Origin of the sequence: Pseudarthrobacter sp. CC4 (assembly GCF_048957775.1) — a bacterium.
Lineage (GTDB): Bacteria > Actinomycetota > Actinomycetes > Actinomycetales > Micrococcaceae > Arthrobacter.
Genome location: NZ_JARCCZ010000009.1, coordinates 90328 through 107494, shown reverse-complemented (window position 1 = coordinate 107494; position 17167 = coordinate 90328). Strand labels below are relative to the sequence as shown.

The 17167-nt window shown below is 64.2% G+C and carries 16 protein-coding genes; 4 read left to right on the top strand and 12 right to left on the bottom strand.

All coding sequences use genetic code 11. The annotated features are described in order from the left end of the window. Nucleotides 1-7: 7 nt before the first annotated feature. The 6 genes from PV768_RS07745 to PV768_RS07720 all read right to left on the bottom strand — a co-directional run bounded on the left by PV768_RS07745 (nt 8) and on the right by PV768_RS07720 (nt 6131). The gene (locus PV768_RS07745) at nt 8-982 is read right to left on the bottom strand and encodes a tripartite tricarboxylate transporter substrate binding protein (RefSeq protein WP_197432463.1); all 975 of its coding nucleotides are present in this window, start codon (nt 980-982) and stop codon (nt 8-10) included. Nucleotides 983-1233: 251 nt separating this feature from the next. Further along, nucleotides 1234-2418 carry a thiolase family protein gene (locus tag PV768_RS07740; RefSeq protein ID WP_157240808.1) on the bottom strand — a complete coding sequence of 395 codons (1185 nt, stop codon included), beginning with the start codon at nt 2416-2418 and terminating at the stop codon, nt 1234-1236. Then, the gene (gene fabG / locus PV768_RS07735; protein WP_421092716.1) at nt 2418-3194 is read right to left on the bottom strand and encodes a 3-oxoacyl-ACP reductase FabG; all 777 of its coding nucleotides are present in this window, start codon (nt 3192-3194) and stop codon (nt 2418-2420) included. The genes PV768_RS07740 and fabG overlap by 1 nt, the downstream gene beginning before the upstream one ends. A 59-nt stretch (nt 3195-3253) precedes the next feature. Continuing rightward, entirely contained in the window at nt 3254-4414 is a 1161-nt protein-coding gene (locus PV768_RS07730; protein ID WP_421092766.1) for an acyl-CoA dehydrogenase family protein, read from the bottom strand. A 102-nt stretch (nt 4415-4516) separates the two neighbouring features. Further along, nucleotides 4517-4930, bottom strand: a complete 414-nt coding sequence (locus PV768_RS07725) for a thioesterase family protein (protein WP_321214522.1) — start codon at nt 4928-4930, stop codon at nt 4517-4519. Then, a complete protein-coding gene (locus PV768_RS07720) occupies nt 4923-6131 on the bottom strand; it encodes a CaiB/BaiF CoA transferase family protein (RefSeq protein WP_157240814.1) in 1209 nt (402 codons plus the stop codon). The genes PV768_RS07725 and PV768_RS07720 overlap by 8 nt, the downstream gene beginning before the upstream one ends. A gap of 208 nt (nt 6132-6339) precedes the next feature. Here PV768_RS07720 and PV768_RS07715 point away from each other — a divergent pair, with 208 nt between their 5' ends. The 3 genes from PV768_RS07715 (at nt 6340) to PV768_RS07705 (ending at nt 9506) form a co-directional block, all read left to right on the top strand. Further along, nucleotides 6340-7242: a LysR family transcriptional regulator gene (locus PV768_RS07715; RefSeq protein WP_157240816.1), complete on the top strand. Its 903-nt coding sequence runs from the start codon at nt 6340-6342 to the stop codon at nt 7240-7242. A 128-nt stretch (nt 7243-7370) separates the two neighbouring features. Then, the gene (locus tag PV768_RS07710; RefSeq protein ID WP_421092715.1) at nt 7371-8591 is read left to right on the top strand and encodes an acyl-CoA dehydrogenase family protein; all 1221 of its coding nucleotides are present in this window, start codon (nt 7371-7373) and stop codon (nt 8589-8591) included. 48 nt (nt 8592-8639) lie between these two features. Continuing rightward, complete coding sequence (locus PV768_RS07705; protein WP_421092714.1) at nt 8640-9506, top strand: 3-hydroxyacyl-CoA dehydrogenase family protein; 867 nt, start codon at nt 8640-8642, stop codon at nt 9504-9506. Nucleotides 9507-9519: 13 nt separating this feature from the next. On the opposite strand, the gene PV768_RS07700 is transcribed toward PV768_RS07705, so the two are convergent. The 6 genes from PV768_RS07700 to PV768_RS07675 form a co-directional block, all read right to left on the bottom strand. Further along, complete coding sequence (locus tag PV768_RS07700; protein WP_421092713.1) at nt 9520-10641, bottom strand: amidohydrolase; 1122 nt, start codon at nt 10639-10641, stop codon at nt 9520-9522. Next, entirely contained in the window at nt 10638-11750 is a 1113-nt protein-coding gene (locus tag PV768_RS07695; protein ID WP_421092712.1) for a mandelate racemase/muconate lactonizing enzyme family protein, read from the bottom strand. The genes PV768_RS07700 and PV768_RS07695 overlap by 4 nt, the downstream gene beginning before the upstream one ends. Before the next feature lie 62 nt (nt 11751-11812). Beyond that, nucleotides 11813-12622, bottom strand: a complete 810-nt coding sequence (locus PV768_RS07690; RefSeq protein ID WP_157240825.1) for an amino acid ABC transporter ATP-binding protein — start codon at nt 12620-12622, stop codon at nt 11813-11815. Continuing rightward, nucleotides 12619-13635 carry an amino acid ABC transporter permease gene (locus PV768_RS07685; protein WP_421092711.1) on the bottom strand — a complete coding sequence of 339 codons (1017 nt, stop codon included), beginning with the start codon at nt 13633-13635 and terminating at the stop codon, nt 12619-12621. Before PV768_RS07685 ends, PV768_RS07690 begins: the two co-directional genes overlap by 4 nt. Then, nucleotides 13632-14573 (bottom strand): ABC transporter substrate-binding protein, encoded by a 942-nt coding sequence (locus PV768_RS07680; RefSeq protein WP_421092710.1) that lies wholly within the window; start codon nt 14571-14573, stop codon nt 13632-13634. Before PV768_RS07680 ends, PV768_RS07685 begins: the two co-directional genes overlap by 4 nt. 23 nt (nt 14574-14596) lie before the next feature. Next, a complete protein-coding gene (locus tag PV768_RS07675) occupies nt 14597-15463 on the bottom strand; it encodes a chorismate synthase (protein WP_157240831.1) in 867 nt (288 codons plus the stop codon). A 104-nt stretch (nt 15464-15567) separates the two neighbouring features. Between PV768_RS07675 and PV768_RS07670 the strand changes: the two genes are divergently transcribed. Next, on the top strand, nt 15568-17166 hold the full coding sequence (locus tag PV768_RS07670; protein ID WP_421092709.1) for a PucR family transcriptional regulator: 1599 nt from the start codon (nt 15568-15570) through the stop codon (nt 17164-17166). Nucleotide 17167: the final 1 nt, after the last annotated feature.

Here is a 17167-nt window from a genome sequence, read left to right as displayed (position 1 = left end):
TGCTGATTTACTTCCCCAGCAGGGGTTGGTAGAGGTCCTGCATGGCAGTGAATGCGGTGTGCAGCTCTTTGGAACCGGCGAATTCGTCAGGCACAAACCGTTCGCCGACCTGTTCGGCCACGCCCGGATCAGCGGCGCAAGTCTTGAGTTCGCCTTCGAGCTTGGAGACGACGTTCTCCGGCATGCCTTTCGGGCCGACGACGCCGAACACCGAAACTGCGTTGACCAGATCCTTGAAGCCGACTTCGGCCAGCGTCGGAACCTCGGAGTACCAGGCGGCGCGTTCCGGGCTGCTGATGGCAAGCGGCTTGAAGGATCCGTCCGCGATCCGTGCTGCAACGTCGGAATGGTCGGTTATGAACAGTGCGTCGACATGGCCGCCGAGCAGATTCGTGGTCATTTCCGCGTTGCCGGCGGTCGGAACCGCCGTGACCTCGATGCCGTAGTCGGACTTCAACCGCGTCAGCTCGATCGCTGCGGAGGTGGTCGCCCCGGGAACTGCGACGCTGAGCTTCCCGGGACTTGCCTTGGCCGCCGCGAAAAATTCCTTCGCATCGGCAAACGGCGAGTCGGCGCCGACCACGAGCACGGTGGGCATCTCGGCCATGACTCCGACCGAGGTGAAGTCAGCCAGGCTGTAGCCTAATTTGTTCACGATGGGGTTCATGACCAGCGGGCCGTTGGTGCCGAGCCCGAGCGTGTGGCCGTCCGGCTTGGCGCCGGCCAACTCCTGCATGGCTATGCCGCCGCTGCCGCCGGGCTTGTTTTCAACCACGACGGGCTTTCCCAGGCTGCGTTCGAGGCAGGATGCGTAGGCGAGTGCTGTCATGGAGGAGGGGCCACCCGCGGCGAAAGGGACCAGGAACCGCACCGGCTTCTTCGGGTAGTCGGATCCGTCATTGGCACGGGCCGCTCCACCGGCGCCGCAGCCCACCAGTGCCAGCGAGATCCCCACAAGCCCTGCAGAGACTTTCAAATGCATTGCGCTTCGCTTCTTCAAAACGGACCTCATTGTCGTTCGGGTTGGTGGTTGGTCTTGCACATTGTGTTGATCGCCTTTGTGTTAGCTAGATCACTCTCGCAGAGTGTTCAATTCGAATCCAATACCAAATTGAGCACCGATTGATGTGCTTAAGGCATCAATAATCAGGCGGGCATTCGCGGCGGGGAGCGGCGCTGTGAGGTCGCCCCTCGCCGTCGTTATTCAGCGGTTTTCAGCAAGGAAACAAGGGGTCAGGCTCGTTCGAGGAGCATCGCGGTACCTTGCCCGAGCCCCACGCACATGGTGGCCAGGCCCCTGGCCGCACCTTCACGCTCCATCCTGCCCAGCAGCGTAACGGCGATCCGGGCACCGGAGGATCCAAGGGGGTGGCCGAGCGCGATTGCGCCGCCGTCCCGGTTCACGATCTCCTCGTTCATTCCCAGCCTGCGCATGCAGGCCAGTGCCTGCACCGCGAAGGCCTCGTTGAGCTCGATCGCCCCCACGTCATCGAGCGACCAGCCGGCCCGCCCAAGCACCTTGAGTGTGGCCGGCACCGGGCCGATGCCCATGATCTCCGGCGGCACGCCCGCGGAGGCGCCGTCGACGATTCGTGCCCGAGCGTGAAGGTTCAGCCGCTCGACGGCATTTTTACTGGCAACAACGACGGCGGAGGCGCCGTCATTGAGTGAACTGGAGTTTCCCGCGGTCACCACGCCGCCGGGGTGCACCACCGAGCGCAGGCCCGCCAGCGCTTCGAGGGTCGTTTCACGTCGGGGACCCTCGTCCTCCTTGACAGCTCCCCGCTTAGTCTCCACCGGAACGATCTCCGCCAGGAAACGGCCTTCATCCACAGCCGCAAGGGCCCGTTGATGTGAACGGAGCGCGAAGGCATCCGCGTCCTCGCGGGAAATACCGTCCACGCGCGCCAGCTCCTCTGCCGTCTCCGGCATCGAAAAGGTGGATTTGGGGCGTTCGTGGAACTTCGGATTCAGGAAGCGCGAACCAATGGAGGTATCGGCGATTTCTCCCGGGCGTCCGAATGCCTTCTCAGGCTTTGCCAGCACCCAGGGGGCCCGGGACATGGATTCCACTCCGCCGGCCACTACGATATCCGCCGCACCTGACTTGATCATCTGCGATGCGATGATGATGGCGCTGAGCCCGGAGGCGCAAAGCCGGTTCACGGTCATCCCCGGGACACTGTCCGGGAAGCCTGCGAGCAGGGATGCCATCCGCGCCACATTGCGGTTGTCCTCTCCCGCCTGGTTGGTGTTGCCCAGGATCACCTCATCGACGTCGGCAGCCTCGATTCCTGCCCGCCGAACAGCTTCGCCGAGAACGAGTGCCGCCAGGTCATCCGGACGGACCCCGGACAGTGAGCCGCCGTAGCGCCCCACCGGGGTGCGCACCCCGCCCACCAGGAATGCTTCAGCCATCAACGTGCTCCTCCATTGATGTAGAGCGTCTGCCCGGAGACATATGAGGAGTCATCGCTGGCGAAGAAGGCAATGGCGGCGGCCACTTCCTCCGGTTCCCCGACCCGGCCCAACGGGGTGCGCTCGGCCACGGATTTCTGGTGCTCCTCCGGCGTGCTGCCGACCCGTCCAGCTGTCGCAGCGGTCATGGCGGTGGCGATGTAGCCCGGCGCCACCGCGTTGACGTTGATGTTGAACGGACCCAGTTCCAGTGCCAGCGTGGCGGTGAGTCCCTGGATCCCTGCCTTGGCGGCAGCATAGTTAGCCTGCCCGCGGTTGCCCAGCGCGGAGCGGCTGCTCAGGCTGACAATCTTTCCGTACCGGGCCTGCACCATGAACTTCTGCGCTGCCTTGGCGCAAAGGTAGGCGCTGGTCAGGTTGGTGGCCAGGACAGAATCCCAGTCCGGACGGTCCATTTTGAAGAGCATGTTGTCCCGGGTGATGCCGGCGTTGTTGACCAGGATGTCGATGCGTCCGTGGTCGGCGAAGATCTGCCCGAAGACCTCGGCAACCTGTTCCTCGCTCGTGACATCACAGGCGGCACTGACTGCCGAACCTCCGGCCGCCCCGACGGCGGCTTCTGAGCTGATCTCGGCGGCCGTGGCCGCCGCCCGCTCGGCGTTCAGGTCCAGGATGGCAACCGTCGCGCCCTCCGCGGCCAGCCGGAGGGCCGTGGCAGCGCCGATCCCCTGTGCCCCGCCTGTGACGATGGCGGTCTTGTTCTTCAGCCTGTACATTGGCTCTCCCTCTTGGCTTGTTCTTCGTTTGGTTTGGCTTGTTCCTGGCAAGAAGGACGTCATCCTGAGAATGCGGAGATGCCGGTGATATCGCGGCCGATCAGCAGCGACTGGATGGAGTCCGTTCCCTCGTACGTGTGGACGACTTCCATATCAGTCATGTGGCGCGCCACATGGTTTTCCAGCAGCAGCCCGTTGCCGCCCAGGATGTCGCGGGCTTCCTGGCAGATCCAGCGCGCCTTCTGGGCCGTGTGCATCTTGGCCAGTGACGCCATGGGGCCGGTCATTTTCCCTTGGTCGGCGAGTGCGGCCAGGCGAAAGCAAATCAGCTGCATGGCGGTCAACTCGGCCAGCATGTTGGCGAGCTTGTTCTGCACCAGCTGATAACTGGCAATGGGCTTGCCGAACTGCACGCGTTCCTTCGCGTATTTCACTGCGGCCTCGTACGCGGCGATCCCGTGGCCCACTGATTCCCAGGAGGCACCGCCGCGGGTCGCGGTGAGCACACGGGTGACATCGCGGAAGGAATTCGCCTCGGCGAGCTTGTTCTCCGCCGGAATCCGCAGGTTTTCAATGGTGATGTCGGGCTGCAGAATCGCCCTTTTGCCGATCTTGCCGGTGATCACCTCGGCCCGGTAGCCCGCCGGGTAGCTGCCGTCGCCGTTCTTTTCCAGAATGAACGCCTTGACCTTGCCGTCCGCTTCATCCCGGGCCCAGAGCACGACGACGTCGGCGAAGCTCGCGTTGCCGATCCAGCGTTTGCGGCCGTTCAGGATGTAGTGGTCACCGTCCCGGCGCGCGCTCGTTTCCAGCCCCACGGAGTCCGAGCCATGGTCCGGCTCGGTGAGTCCGAAGGCCCCGATCTTTTCCAGCCTGGCCATCCCGGGAAGCCACCGCTGCTTCTGCTCCTCGCTGCCGAGCGTATTGACGGTGCCCATCGCCAGGCCGGACTGGACCCCGATGAAGGTGTTGATGGAGCCGTCGCCCCGTGCCATCTCCATGGCCACCATTCCGGCGGCCAGGCGGCTCATGCCGGGGCAGCCGTAGCCTTCGATGGTTGTGCCGACGATGCCGAGCGCCGCGATTTTGGGGACGAGGGCGAACGGAAATTCCGCCCGGTCCCAATAGTCGTTGATGACCGGCAGAAGGTCGGTTTCGACAAAATTACGGACCTTCTTCCGGATGATCCGTTCGTCTTCGGAGAGGAAGTCATCGACCATGAAGTAGTCGCTGTTGATCTCTTCTGTAACCACAGTTTTTCCTTTGTCTCTGGACAGCCGGGGTTGCCCGCAGTGTTTGTCCGGTTGTTGTTTGGGTGCCGCTCAGACCGGCACTTCAGCGCGCAGATAGCGCTCCAGGTAGTCTCTTTCCCTGGCGTCGAGCGCCCGGGCCCTCCCGGTCGCGTCGTCGAGGGAAACCATGACTGTTGAGGCGTCCAGGACCAGGTTCCCGTCCTGGTATCCGGCGTAGGCCATGGTGTAGGACCTGTCCCCGATGCGTGCCACCCAGATGTCCACGTCAACGTCCTGGCCGAACTCGATGGGCCGGCGGTAATGCAGCGTCAGGGACGCCACCAGGGTGGTTGTTTCGGCGGCAGCGGCTGCGGAGGCCGCGTGGCGCCGCCACTGAATCCGGGCCTCTTCCAGCAGGGTTGCCACGCGCGCATTGTTTACATGGCCGTTGACGTCCTGGTCGGACCAGCGGACGTACACCTGTGCGCGGAATTCCTCAGCCAACGAGCCGCACCTCCTTGGCGGCCAGCCAGGTGCGGACCAGATCGGAGCTGGCATTGAGTTCCGGCGGGGCCAGTTCATAACTGACCGGGGTTTGCGAGAAGGCAACCGGGTGGCGCACGGAGGGAATCCGGCGTTCGCCGTTTCCGGCCATAACGACCGGTTCCAGTCCCAGTTTCCGGGCGAGTTCAATGCCGCCCTTGACGTCCTGGATGGGCGCGCAGGGCAGGCCTAGTCCGGAAAGGTGCTCAAACCACTCAGCCGCGGAACGCTCGGCCAGGCGTCCCTGGAGGATGGGCCGCAGCTCCTCACGGTTGGCGTTGCGCTCCTGCGGGTTGCCGAAGCGCGGGTCTGCGGCAACTTCGGGGATGCCCAGAGCATCACAGAGTTTGGTGAACTGGCCGTTGTTTCCTGCCACGACGATCAGCATTCCGTCGCCTGTAGGCATCGGTTCATAGGGGTACAGGCTGGGGTGCTCGTTGCCCATGCGGGTGGGTACCAGCCCGCCGGTGACATAGGCCGCCGACTGGTTGACCATTCCGGACAGGGCGGACGAGAGCAGGTTCAGCTCAACAAGCTGCCCCTGGCCGGTGTTGTCCTTGTGGTGGAGTGCCCCAAGAATGCCGATGCTGGCGTGCAGGCCGGTGATCACGTCGAATATGGCCAGTCCGGCACGGTATGGTTCGGTGTCCTGCCCGCCGGTGAGGCTCATCATCCCGGACACCGCCTGGACCAACAGATCGTAGCCCGGCAAGCCCGCGCCCCCGGCGGTGCCGAAACCGGTAATGGACGCGTAGATGACATCCGGGTTCAGTGCGGAAACGCTGTCGTAGTCCAGCTTGAACTGCTCCAGCCCGCCAGGCTTGAAGTTCTCCACGAGGACATCTGCCCTTGCGGCGAGTTCGCGGGCAACTTCAAGATCTGACTCGTCCCTGAAGTCGAGCACAATCGAATGCTTGTTGCGGTTGACGGACAGATAGAACGTGGCTTCATCGTCACGGACGGGCGGCTTCCAGCCGCGGGTGTCGTCTCCCTGCGGGCTCTCGACCTTAATCACCGTCGCTCCCATGTCCGCCAACAGCATGGTGCAATACGGTCCGGCGAGGACGCGGGTGAAGTCCGCAACAACCACGCCGCTCAGCGGCCCGCTGCCGGAGCGGCCGAAAGCCTGGTTCAGCCTTGATGCAGCGTCAGTTTGATTCATGTCATGCCTTCCGGTTTGTGCTCCACATCACCCACTGTGGCAAACCCATTACTTCGCGTCCAATACGTATTCCGGCCCTCTTTGATGCGCGAAGCGCAACAAAGGCCCTGCTCTTGCCGCCGCGCAGCCCCTGGTGGAAAAACAGCATTGATGCGGAAGCCTCACTGACGTTTGACGCTTCTATGTGCCTGACGCATAATTGCCCGCTATGGAGATCCAGCAGATCCGCGCGTTCCTGGCCGTTGCCCAAGAGCTGCATTTCGGGCGGGCCGCCCAGCAGCTGCACATGGCCCAGCCCCCGGTCAGCCGTGCAGTCCAGAACCTGGAACGGGAGCTCGGCGCCCCACTCTTTGAGCGCAGCACCCGCTCTGTGCGGCTCACCCCGGCAGGCGAGGCCCTGGTCCAGCCGGCGACGGATATTCTCGATGCCTGCCGGCGGGCCAGGACCATGGTGGCCAACGCCGGCAAGGGCGAGACCGGACGCGTGAGGGTCGCTTTCGCCGGAGCGTCGTCGCACGTCATGGTCGGAAAGCTGGCAAAACTGGTCCGCAAAACCCACCCTGGCATCGACTTCGAGCTGTACAGCTCGAATTTCGCCATCCCGGCCCTGGACAAAGTCGCCAACGGCGCCATGGAAATCGGGCTGGGACGGTGGAACTTCATCCCGGCAGCCCTCGACTCCCGGGTCATTGCCAACGAAAAACTCGTCATCGCCGTGCACGCCGGCCACCCACTCGCCGGGCGGGCCTCGGTGCGGATGGCTGACCTGGACGGCGAGCCATTCGTTACCCTGCCCGCGGATCCCGGCGCGGTCCTGCGCGACCATCTCCTCAGGCTTGCCAGCGATGCCGGGTTCCTGCCGTCAATTGTGCAGGTAGCCCCGGATTCACTGACGCTGGTCTCACTGGTGGCCGCTGAAATCGGGGTGGCGATGACCGTCTCTTCCGTTGCGGAGAATCTCCACTATCCGGGCGTGTTGTTCCTGCCCCTGGAGGACCCCGCGGATCCCGTCCTGCTGCGAATGATTTGGCGCAAGGACAACACCAGTCCCGCCCTCCGCGAGGTTCTGAGGCTTTCTGAAATTGCGCTGCCGACACCCGAACTCGACTGAGCGTCTAATGCTCCGAACGAATCAATAGTGCTGCCATTTGGTATTGGATCGGAACATAAATTGCTGTCACAGTGAACGGGGCGAACGCAAACCAACGCCGTTAGGCCGTCACAGTCGGAGGATCAAAGATGAGCGTCACACCAGAAACCCTGTCCGAACCGGAACTGCAGGCCGTTACCGGCGCTGCCGGAGAGATCCGCTCGGACGTGCTGGACCTGCAGGGGCTGCTCAGCAGTGACGAGCTGAAGCTGCGGGACACCGTCCGCCAATTCGTGCGCGAGCGCATCAAGCCGAACATCAAGGACTGGTATGAAGCTGCGCACTTTCCGGTGGAGATTTCCCAAGAGATGGGTGCCCTGGGACTCCTGGGAATGCACCTGAAGGGTTACGGCTGCCCGGGCCGTTCCGCCGTCGAATACGGTTTGGCGGCAATGGAACTGGAAGCCGGAGACTCCGGGCTGCGGACCTTCGTCTCGGTCCAGGGCTCATTGGCGATGACCGCCATCCACAAATGGGGTTCGGAGGACCAGAAGAACCGCTACCTGCCCGGCATGGCGAAGGGTGAGATCATCGGCTGCTTTGGCCTCACCGAACCCACGGCAGGCTCGGATCCCTCCAGCATGCAGACCTTCGCCCGCCGCGACGGCAACCAATGGATCATCAGCGGCGCGAAGAGGTGGATCGGGTTGGCCTCCGTGGCGCAGATCGCCGTCATTTGGGCCGCTACGGAGGACGGCGTCCGGGGTTTCCTGGTCCCCACCGACACTCCCGGCTTCACCGCCACACCCATAGAGCCAAAGCTCTCCATGCGGGCATCGATCCAGTGCGACATCACCCTTGAGAACGTCACAGTGGACGACACCGCCAGGCTGCCAGGCGCCGCGGGCCTCCGCGGCCCGTTCTCCTGCCTGAATGAAGCCCGCTACGGCATCATCTGGGGTGCGATGGGGGCGGCCCGGGACAGCTACGAGCAGGCTCTGGCCTACTCGTTGGAGCGGATGCAGTTCGATAAACCGCTGGCTGCGTACCAGATCACGCAGCAGAAGTTGGTGGACATGCTGCTGGAAATCCAGAAGGGCACCCTGCTGGCGATCCACACGGGCCGGCTCAAGGATGCCGGCACCCTTGCACCCGTCCAGATCTCCGTAGGCAAACTCAACAACGTCCGGGAAGCCATCAAGATCTGCCGCGACGCCCGCGCCATCCTGGGCGGCAACGGCATCACCCTGGACTATTCGCCCCTGCGCCACGCCAACAACCTGGAGTCTGTCCGGACCTACGAAGGCACCGACGAGGTCCACACCCTGATCCTGGGTAACCACATCACCGGGATTCCCGCTTTCCGCTGAGCTAGGCGCCGGTCGGGGAACTTCCCGTTGCACCAGGAGAAGAGAATCATGCAGGTCAACAGGATTTTGGTGGTCGGGGCCGGAGCCATGGGCTCACAGATCGGCATGGTGTGCGCACTGGCCGGCTACCAGGTCACCATCCAGGATGTCGCGGCAGACATGCTGGCAGCCGCCCGGAGCCAGCTCACCGACCGGATGGACAGCAGCGTGGCCAAGGGGCGCCGGAGCCGACAGGATGCCGGGGCCGCCCTGGCGCGGCTCACCTTCACCAGCTCGCTGGAGGCCGGCGCCGCGGATGCCGACTTCGTGATCGAGGCCGCCACCGAGAAACTCGAAGTGAAGCGCAGCATCTTCGCGGCGCTGGGACGGGCAGCCCCCACGCACGCCATCCTGGCCACGAATTCCTCCACGCTGGGCTCCTCGAAAGTGGCCGAGGAGACAGGGCGGCCGGAACAGGTCTGCAACATGCATTTCTTCAACCCGGCCCTGGTCATGAAATGTGTTGAGGTGGTCCGCCACGCCAAGACATCTCCGGACACGGTGGACACCACCATGAATCTGGCGCGCTCATTGGGCAAATCGCCCGTCCTTATCAACCGCGAGATCCCCGGATTTGTGGCCAACAGACTCATGGGCGCCATCCGGGACGAGGCACTCCGGCTTTACGCGGACGGCATCGCCAGTGTCAGCGACATCGACACTGCAGCCAGGACTGCGCTGGGCCACCCCATGGGGCCGTTTGAGCTGATGGACCTGGTGGGCCTTGACGTGAGCTACCTGATCCGGCAAGCGACCTTCGAGGAAACGCAGGACCCGGCAGACCTGCCCCACCCCGCCTTGGCGGAGCTCTACGAACAAGGTAATTACGGCCGGAAAACCGGGCAGGGCTGGTACCGGTATGACCAGTCTGCATGACTCGACCTGCCTTCTATTCGCTCCGGGCCAGCGACTGCCGGCAGGACGCCAGAAGGACATCCACGGCGCGTTCCATCGCACCGCCGTCGAACGTCATGTCCGGGTGGTGGAGTCCGGGTTGGACGTTTGCCCCGACGGCCAGCATGGCCGCCTGAAGCGCAGGGTTCTGCCGGGTGTAGAAGTGGAAGTCGTCCGAGCCGGACGTGACGATCCTGGGACGCAGGTACTCCCTGCCCAATGTCGCCGTGACCGACGAAGCCAGGACGGCCTCGGCCTTGTGCCCTATCACTGCAGCAGGCACCTCATCCCGGAAGTCGAGGCGGATCTCCGCCCCGCTGTTCGCCGCCACCGATCGGCACACCTCCACCAGCCCCGTCCGCAGCGTGGCCATGGCTTCGTTGGTTTGGGCGCGCAGGTCCACCCCGAAGCATCCGCTGCCGGGGATGACGTTGAGGTTGCTTCCGCCGGCGTGCAGCATTGTCATTTTCGCGGAACTCGGGATTTGCGGATCGACCTTGATGCGCTGCAGCCCTGCCGAGATTTCAAGCGCAAGTTCGACGGCGTTCGCCCCGAGGTGGGGCCGTGCCCCATGGTGGTCCTCACCTGTGATGGTGCCGCTGGCGAAGAGGCAGGCCCCGTGGGAGATGGCGGGCGCCAGGCAGGGAGCGGGGAGTTCCTGCTGCGGGCGCAGGTGCACGCCAAAGAGATACTCAAGCCCGTCCGCGACACCAAGTGACGCCACCAGTTCCGCCCCGTTGCCCGCCTCCTCCGCGGGTTGGAAGATGGCACGGACGGCTCCGTTGAGCGGCTCCGGCTGCTCCGCAAGTTCGAGCATGACGGAAGCGACTATCGCCATGTTGGCATCATGGCCGCACGAATGCACAGCAATCCGTTTCCCGTCCACCTCCTGCACCAAGGCATCCATATCCGCCCTGAGCCCTATCCTGGGAACTCCCTCCCCGGCATCCACGGTGAAACCGGGAAAGTCGGAAAATTTCCGTGGTTCGAGGCCCGCTTCCGCGAGCAGGCCGGCAAGGTACGCGGAGGTGGCGAACTCCTCCATGCTCGGTTCCGGGTGATCGTGCAGGTGGTTCCAAATGTCGTGCAGACGGCGGCGCGCTGCCTCATTGATCACGCAGTGACCCCGCACTCGCTGACCGTTAGGTCGGCCAGGACATCGAGGTCCACGTCCACCCCCAGCCCCGGGCCCTCGCCGATCTGGACTTCGGGCAGGACGTACTGAAGGTTTCCGGGTTCCCGGGCGAACTTAACGGGTCCCGAGAGTTCGGTGGAGACAATGTTTGGATGGGACAGGGCCAGATGGAAGCCGGCGGCCGAGGCGATGCTGGTTTCCAGCATTGAACCGATTTGGACTTTGAGGCCGCCGAGTTCGGCTTGGGTGGCCAGCCGGTGGCAAGGTGTGATTCCGCCGCTCTTCATGAGCTTGAGGTTGACCATGTCCACTGAACGGTCCCTGACGAACCGGCCCAGGTCGGCGCCGTCCACCACTGATTCGTCGGCCATCAGGCGGGCGCCGGTGGCCTGGCGCAGCAGCTTGAAACCGTCGATATCGTCCGCGTGGAGCGGCTGTTCCACCCAGTCGATTCCGTAGGGTTCCAAGGCAGCAATCATCTCTCTTGCCGTTGCGGGATCGGCCCACCCCTGGTTGGCGTCCACCCGGATCGCGAGGTCTGAGCCAATGGCTTCCCTGACAGCCCGCACGCGTTCAATATCCAGGCCATCACCGCCGCCGAGTTTCATCTTGAGGTGGCGGTAGCCCTGGCCCCGGGCCTGGACTGCCTGTTCGGCCAGGGTCTCCGGGGCAAGGATGCTCATGACCCTCGCGATCGTGGGCTGCTCCGGACGCCGCCCGCCGAGCAGGCTGTAAATGGGGCGGTTGGCTGCTTTGCCGGCCAGGTCCCAACAGGCAATGTCGACGGCGGCCTTTGCGGCTCCGCAGCCCTTGAGCGCCCCGTTGAGCTGCTGGTGGACGGCTGTGATATCGCGGGGATCCAGCCCCAGGACTGCGGGAATCAACTCCGTTCGCAGCGCTTCGACGGTTCCCGTGGGCGTTTCCCCGGTGATGTGCCCGTCCGGGACACTCTCGCCGTAGCCGATCAGGCCGTCGTCTGTTTCGAGGGTGAGGATGACGCTGGGCATGGACGAGTAGCTGTCGTAGGACACCACGAACGGTTCCAGCAAGGGGACATCGATCAGGGTGATGGTGGCGCGGGATATCTTCAATTCAGGCTCACTGTTCAAAGAGGACGGAGGGAAGCGTGCCGTCCTGGCGGTGGGAAGCGGGACTACATCACGCTCTCGAGGAAGGAAATGGTCCTTGGGTTTTGCGGGTTGTCCAGCACGTCTTCGGGGGCGCCGGACTCCACCACCACGCCGCCGTCCATGAACACCACGCTGTCGCCCGCGCCGCGTGCGAAGCCGATCTCGTGCGTGACAACGATCATGGTCATGCCGTCCGCTGCCAGTGTCCGCATGACGTCCAGGACATCGCCCACCAGTTCCGGGTCAAGGGCGCTGGTTGGCTCATCGAACAGGAGCAGCTGGGGATCCATGGCGAGTGCGCGGGCGATGGCGACCCGCTGCTGCTGCCCGCCTGAAAGCTGGGACGGATAGGCCTTGGACAGGTGGGCCAGTCCCACCCTGTCCAGCAGTTCCATCCCGCGCTTGACGGCCTCCGCCTTGGGCACCCTTTTGACGCCGACCGGGGCGGCCCAGATGTTCTCCAGTGCGGTCATGTGGGGAAAGAGGTTGAAGCGCTGGAAGACCATTCCGATGCCCCGGCGCTGTTTGGCAACCTCGCGGGGTCTCATCTCGAAAATTTTGTCCTGGCGTTGCGCGTAGCCAATCAGGTCGCCCGCAACGGAGATCCGGCCGCCGTCGATCCGTTCGAGGTGGTTGATGCAGCGGAGGAAGGTGGATTTACCTGAACCGGACGGACCCAGGAGGCACATGACCTCGCCGGTGTTGACCGTCAGGGAGATGCCTTTCAGCACCTCGACGCCGCCATAGTGCTTCCGTACGTTGCTGGCCACGAGGAGCGGCTGTGCGGCCGGCCGGTGGCCGGTACGCCTGGGGGAGGCCAGTGCCTCGGTCATGACGGTTGTCCTTTCGATGCTTTCGGGGCCGAACCGGGGGACGTTGCCGTACCGGGGGACCGCTGTTTACCTAGCACTGCCCTGATCCTGGCCAGGGGAGTGGGAGCCTGCTGGCGGGCGTTGCCCCTGCCGTAGTGGCGTTCCAGGTAGTACTGGGGAACGGACAGCGCCGAGGTGAGGAACAGGTACCAGCAGCTGACAACGATGAGGAGTTCCACCTGGCGCAGGTTATGGGAAGAGATCTGCGTGGCCACGGTGTAGAGCTCCAGCACCGCAATAACGGAGAGCAAAGACGTGTTTTTGAGCATCGAGATCGTCTCATTGCCCATTGGCGGGATAATGACCCGCATGGCCTGGGGCAGGACCACACGGAACAGGGTGAAGGCCGGGGACATTCCCAGGGAAGATGCAGCTTCGTGCTGGCCGGTGTCGACGGACAGCATCCCGCCGCGAATGATTTCCGCTGAATAGGCGGCCTGGTTCAGGGTCATGGCGAGCAGTCCGGCGGTGAAGGCCGGGACCAGGGTGTTGGTGTCCACGGAGAAGACAGTGAATTCCGTGAAGGGAATGCCCAGCGAGATCTGTGAATACAGCAGTCCCAGGTAGCCCCAAAAAACCACTTGGATCAGCAGGGGAGTGCCCCGGAAGACCCAGACGTAGAACCAGGCGAAGGCGTTCATGACGGGATTCGTGGACAGCCGCATCACGGCGAGGAATACGCCAAAAACCGTGGACACCACCATGGATACAACGGTGAGGACAATCGTCAGGCCCACGCCCCCGAGGATCCGGGGATGGAACACATAGGTGCCAATGGTGCCGTGGTCGATGTTCGGGTTGGTCCACAGTGATGCCGCCAGCGCGGCAGCGCCCAGGGCAAGGAGGGCAGCTCCCACCCAGCGCCAGGGGTGCCGGAGGGGAACGGCTACGACGTCGTCCTGGCTGCTTCCATGGGCAGGCACGGTTCCGGGGCCGGCAGGTTTCTGGCGAGGGGTGGTGACGGCGGTGTTCATGGCTTGGTACCGCCCAGGTTCAGCCCGGTCTCCTTGACCGTGTAGTCGGAGAGGCTGTATTTGGCCAGGATCCGATCGTAGGTGCCGTCTGCGATGACCGACTGGAGGGCGGCCAGCAGCGCCTTCGAAAGCTCAGCGTCCTTCTTGAGAACACCTATACCGGTGTAGACGGGGTTGTATCCGGCCGGGTTGGCAGGGTCTTTTACGAGGTCGAAGATCTTCCCGCCGCCGGCGGTCGTGGCGGCATAGGCTGCCACCGCCGAATCAACGACGTCGGCTGCGGCCTTTCCGGAGCGGACGGCTGTTTGGACGTCCGTCTCCAGCGGGAGTTCGGAGATCCTGATGGGCCGGGATCCTTTGTCCAGGCACTGCTGATCATAGGTGCGGAGGATTTCGGCCTGGACGGTGGCCTTCTGCACGGCGACTTCTTTGTCGCACAGGTCCAGGACGGTGGTGATGTTTCCGGGGTTCCCTTCGGGGACCAGGATCGAGAATCCTGCGTGGAAGTAGTCCACGAAATCCAGGGTTTCCTGGCGCTCCGGGGTGTCGTTCATCCCCGACATGATGATGTCGTTCTTGCCCGATTGCAGCGAGGGAATGATGCTGTCGAACGCCTGGGTCCGGAGCTCCAGCCGCACCCCGAGCTTGGCTCCGAGGGCCTGGGCGAGATCGTAGTCCAGGCCCGTGAGCTGCTGGTTTTCGTCGAACATCTCCATGGGTGGATAGGGAATGTCGGAGGCGACGTTGATGACGCCTGCGCTCTTGAAGCGTTCGGGAAGAGCGGCGGCGGCCGCGGCGTCCACGGCGCCTCCCGAAAAGGTGTTCGCATTGCTGGCAGGTGTTGTCTCTGCCGAGCAGGCTGCCAGGCCTGTCGCCAGCGCGAGGCCGGCGGCAAGGACGGCCGTCCGGGCCGTTACTGCACGGGATGTGATGCGCATGGGTTCTCCTCTTGGGGGTGGGTTTAGGCCTGGTCGGGCGCGGTCAGTTTGTACCAGCCGTCTCGCGTGACGCCGGATGCTTGACGCCCCGACGCGAAAGCGGGTTCGAAGATCTCCCGCACGAGCACACGCCACCGGGCTGCGGCGTCGGGGTTCGAGCCGCGGAGTGCCACGATGTCCCGCGGCGCGCGGCACCACAGCGTTCCGCCCGATTCCAGGAGGACAGGCAGCGAGTCGGGGCCGTATTCGAGGACGGCAGCCGAGTGGTCAGGTGGAAGTTCGATCTCCGCATGGATTCCGCGCCCGGCATCCATGCTCCGCTGGGAGGCCAGCGGCCATACCGCCACGAGGCGGTCGCTTTCGTCGTTGGCGTTGATCTCGTCCTGCATCTGGCCATAGAAGTTGCAGGCATACTCTGATGCGTACGCTCCCAGCTTGGTGAGGTTGAAGCGGGCATTGCGGCTGACCAGCGGGTCAAAGGTCCAGGTCATGGTGTCGATGCCCCGGGCCAGTGACCAAGCCCGCTGGTGTTGTTTGAGGGCGAAGCCAACGCCCTTGTCGCCGCTGCCAGGAAGCACGCCGGCAATCAGCGAGTAGGTGGATCGCCCTCCGGGGGAGACGATCCCCACCGCCGCTCCGCACAGTTGCCCGGCGTGGTCGTAAGCGGCGGACACATTGCAGCCGGCATGTGCAATGCTGCGCAGGAGGTCGAAGGGGATAGGTGCGCCGTGCGGTGACATGCCCCAGATGGCAATGAGCAGTGCTTCCACGTCCCGGAGGCGGTCGCGGTCGTGTTCGTCCACCACCAGGACACCGGCCCTGGACGCTGCTGCGGTTGCTGATTCTGCGGCTTGAAGTGCGGCCGGACCGGCATCAAGAGTAAGTGACATGCGTCAACTATCTGCTGTGCCAGCATGCGGCGGCTTCAGTGCAGGCAACGAAGGTTATCGATTCTTCTTGTGTTCCAGCACCATAGGTGTGAAGCTTTAGCCCTATGACCGAGGCCACTCATCGCAATGACAGCATCCACCTGCCCCACCTGCTGAAGATGCTCGAGGACACCGGACTGGTGCTCGGTTCAGGAGCGGTGCCGCCCAAGTTGTGCCTGATGAGTCCGTCGCTCTATGACCCCTTCGTGCCGCTTGAAGGGCTGCATGGGGGCATTTTGCTCGGGATCGGGCTGCATCCCGCGGACCCGGGCACTGCAGGCGTGGTCCGGGATGCGGCGGAAGCCGGCTTTGCCGCAGTGGTGGTCAAGAAGCTCCACCAGGACATCGGACACCTCGCAGCGGTGGCGGACGAAGCCGGCATCGCCCTCCTGGTGGTGGACGACGACGTGAGGTGGCGGCATCTCAATGCACTCCTGGACTCTGCCCTCAACGCCTCGGCAGATGCCGGTAGCACCCTCTCACCGCTGGGGGTGGGGGACCTTTTCGCGCTGGCAAACGCCATTGCGGCGATGGTCGGAGGGGCTACCACCATCGAGAACCTGCAGGAACAGGTGTTGGCGTACTCCACGCTTGAGCACCAGCCGATCGATGAGGACCGGCGGAGGGGAATCCTTGGCCGGCAGGTGCCGTACCTGCCCGAGAACGCGGGCCAGTACGCGGCGGTGTTCCGGTCCTCCGGGGCAGTCCGGATCGAGGGCGTCCGGCCCGCCATGGACAGGATGGCGATAGCAGTCCGGGCGGGCAAGGAGCCCCTGGGATCGATCTGGGTTGTTGATGTCCATGGCGATCTGGATGGCGAAGCCGAACAGGCCCTGGAACGCGCCGCGGACATTGCTGCGCTCCACATGCTCCGCGCCCGCAGCAGCCATGATCTCGCACGCCAGCAACGCGCGGAGCTGCTGCGCCGGCTCCTCGAAGGAGGCGACGACGCCATCCTGGTTGCCGAACAGCTGGGGCTGCGGAATTCGGGTCCCTTTGCGGTCGTCGCTTTTCAGGCGGAACCCGGGCAGGCAGCCGAGACTACGCTGGTGAGGATTGCGGACCTGGTGACCACGCAGTGCGAGGCCCACGGCCAAGGCGCTCAATGCGTGCAGGCGGGCTCTACCATTTATGCAATATTCCCGGCGGCGGCTGCGTCGTCCCTGGGGTCAATCGAAGCCCTTGCCCGAAGGCTCAACGAGCGTTCCCGGGCATCGCTGGGAGTTGAGCTGCGGGCGGCGGCGGGTCCCGCCGTCGACGCCGTCTCGGACATCAGCCGTTCACGGCATGACGCCGATCTTGTCCTGCTGATGCTCGCCTCGGACGGTTTCCCGGGCACGTACGCCAGCGCAGGGGAGGTCCGCAGCCGCCTCACGCTCCTGGAGTTGGCCGCGACGTTCCGGGCGGCACCGCACCTTCTGTCCGCTGCCGCCCGGAGAATCCACGAGTACGACGCCGATTTTGGCACCGGATATGCCCTGACGCTGAGAACCTACCTTGACTGCTCCCGCGATTCCGCAAGGACAGCGGCAGCCTTGTCCCTGCACCAGAACACTCTCCGGTACCGCCTCAAGCGCCTGCGGGACCTCTTCGGGGTGGATTTGGACCAGCCTGAGGACACGCTGGTGCTGTGGCTAAGCTTGCACGTGCTCGAGCTGAACTAGC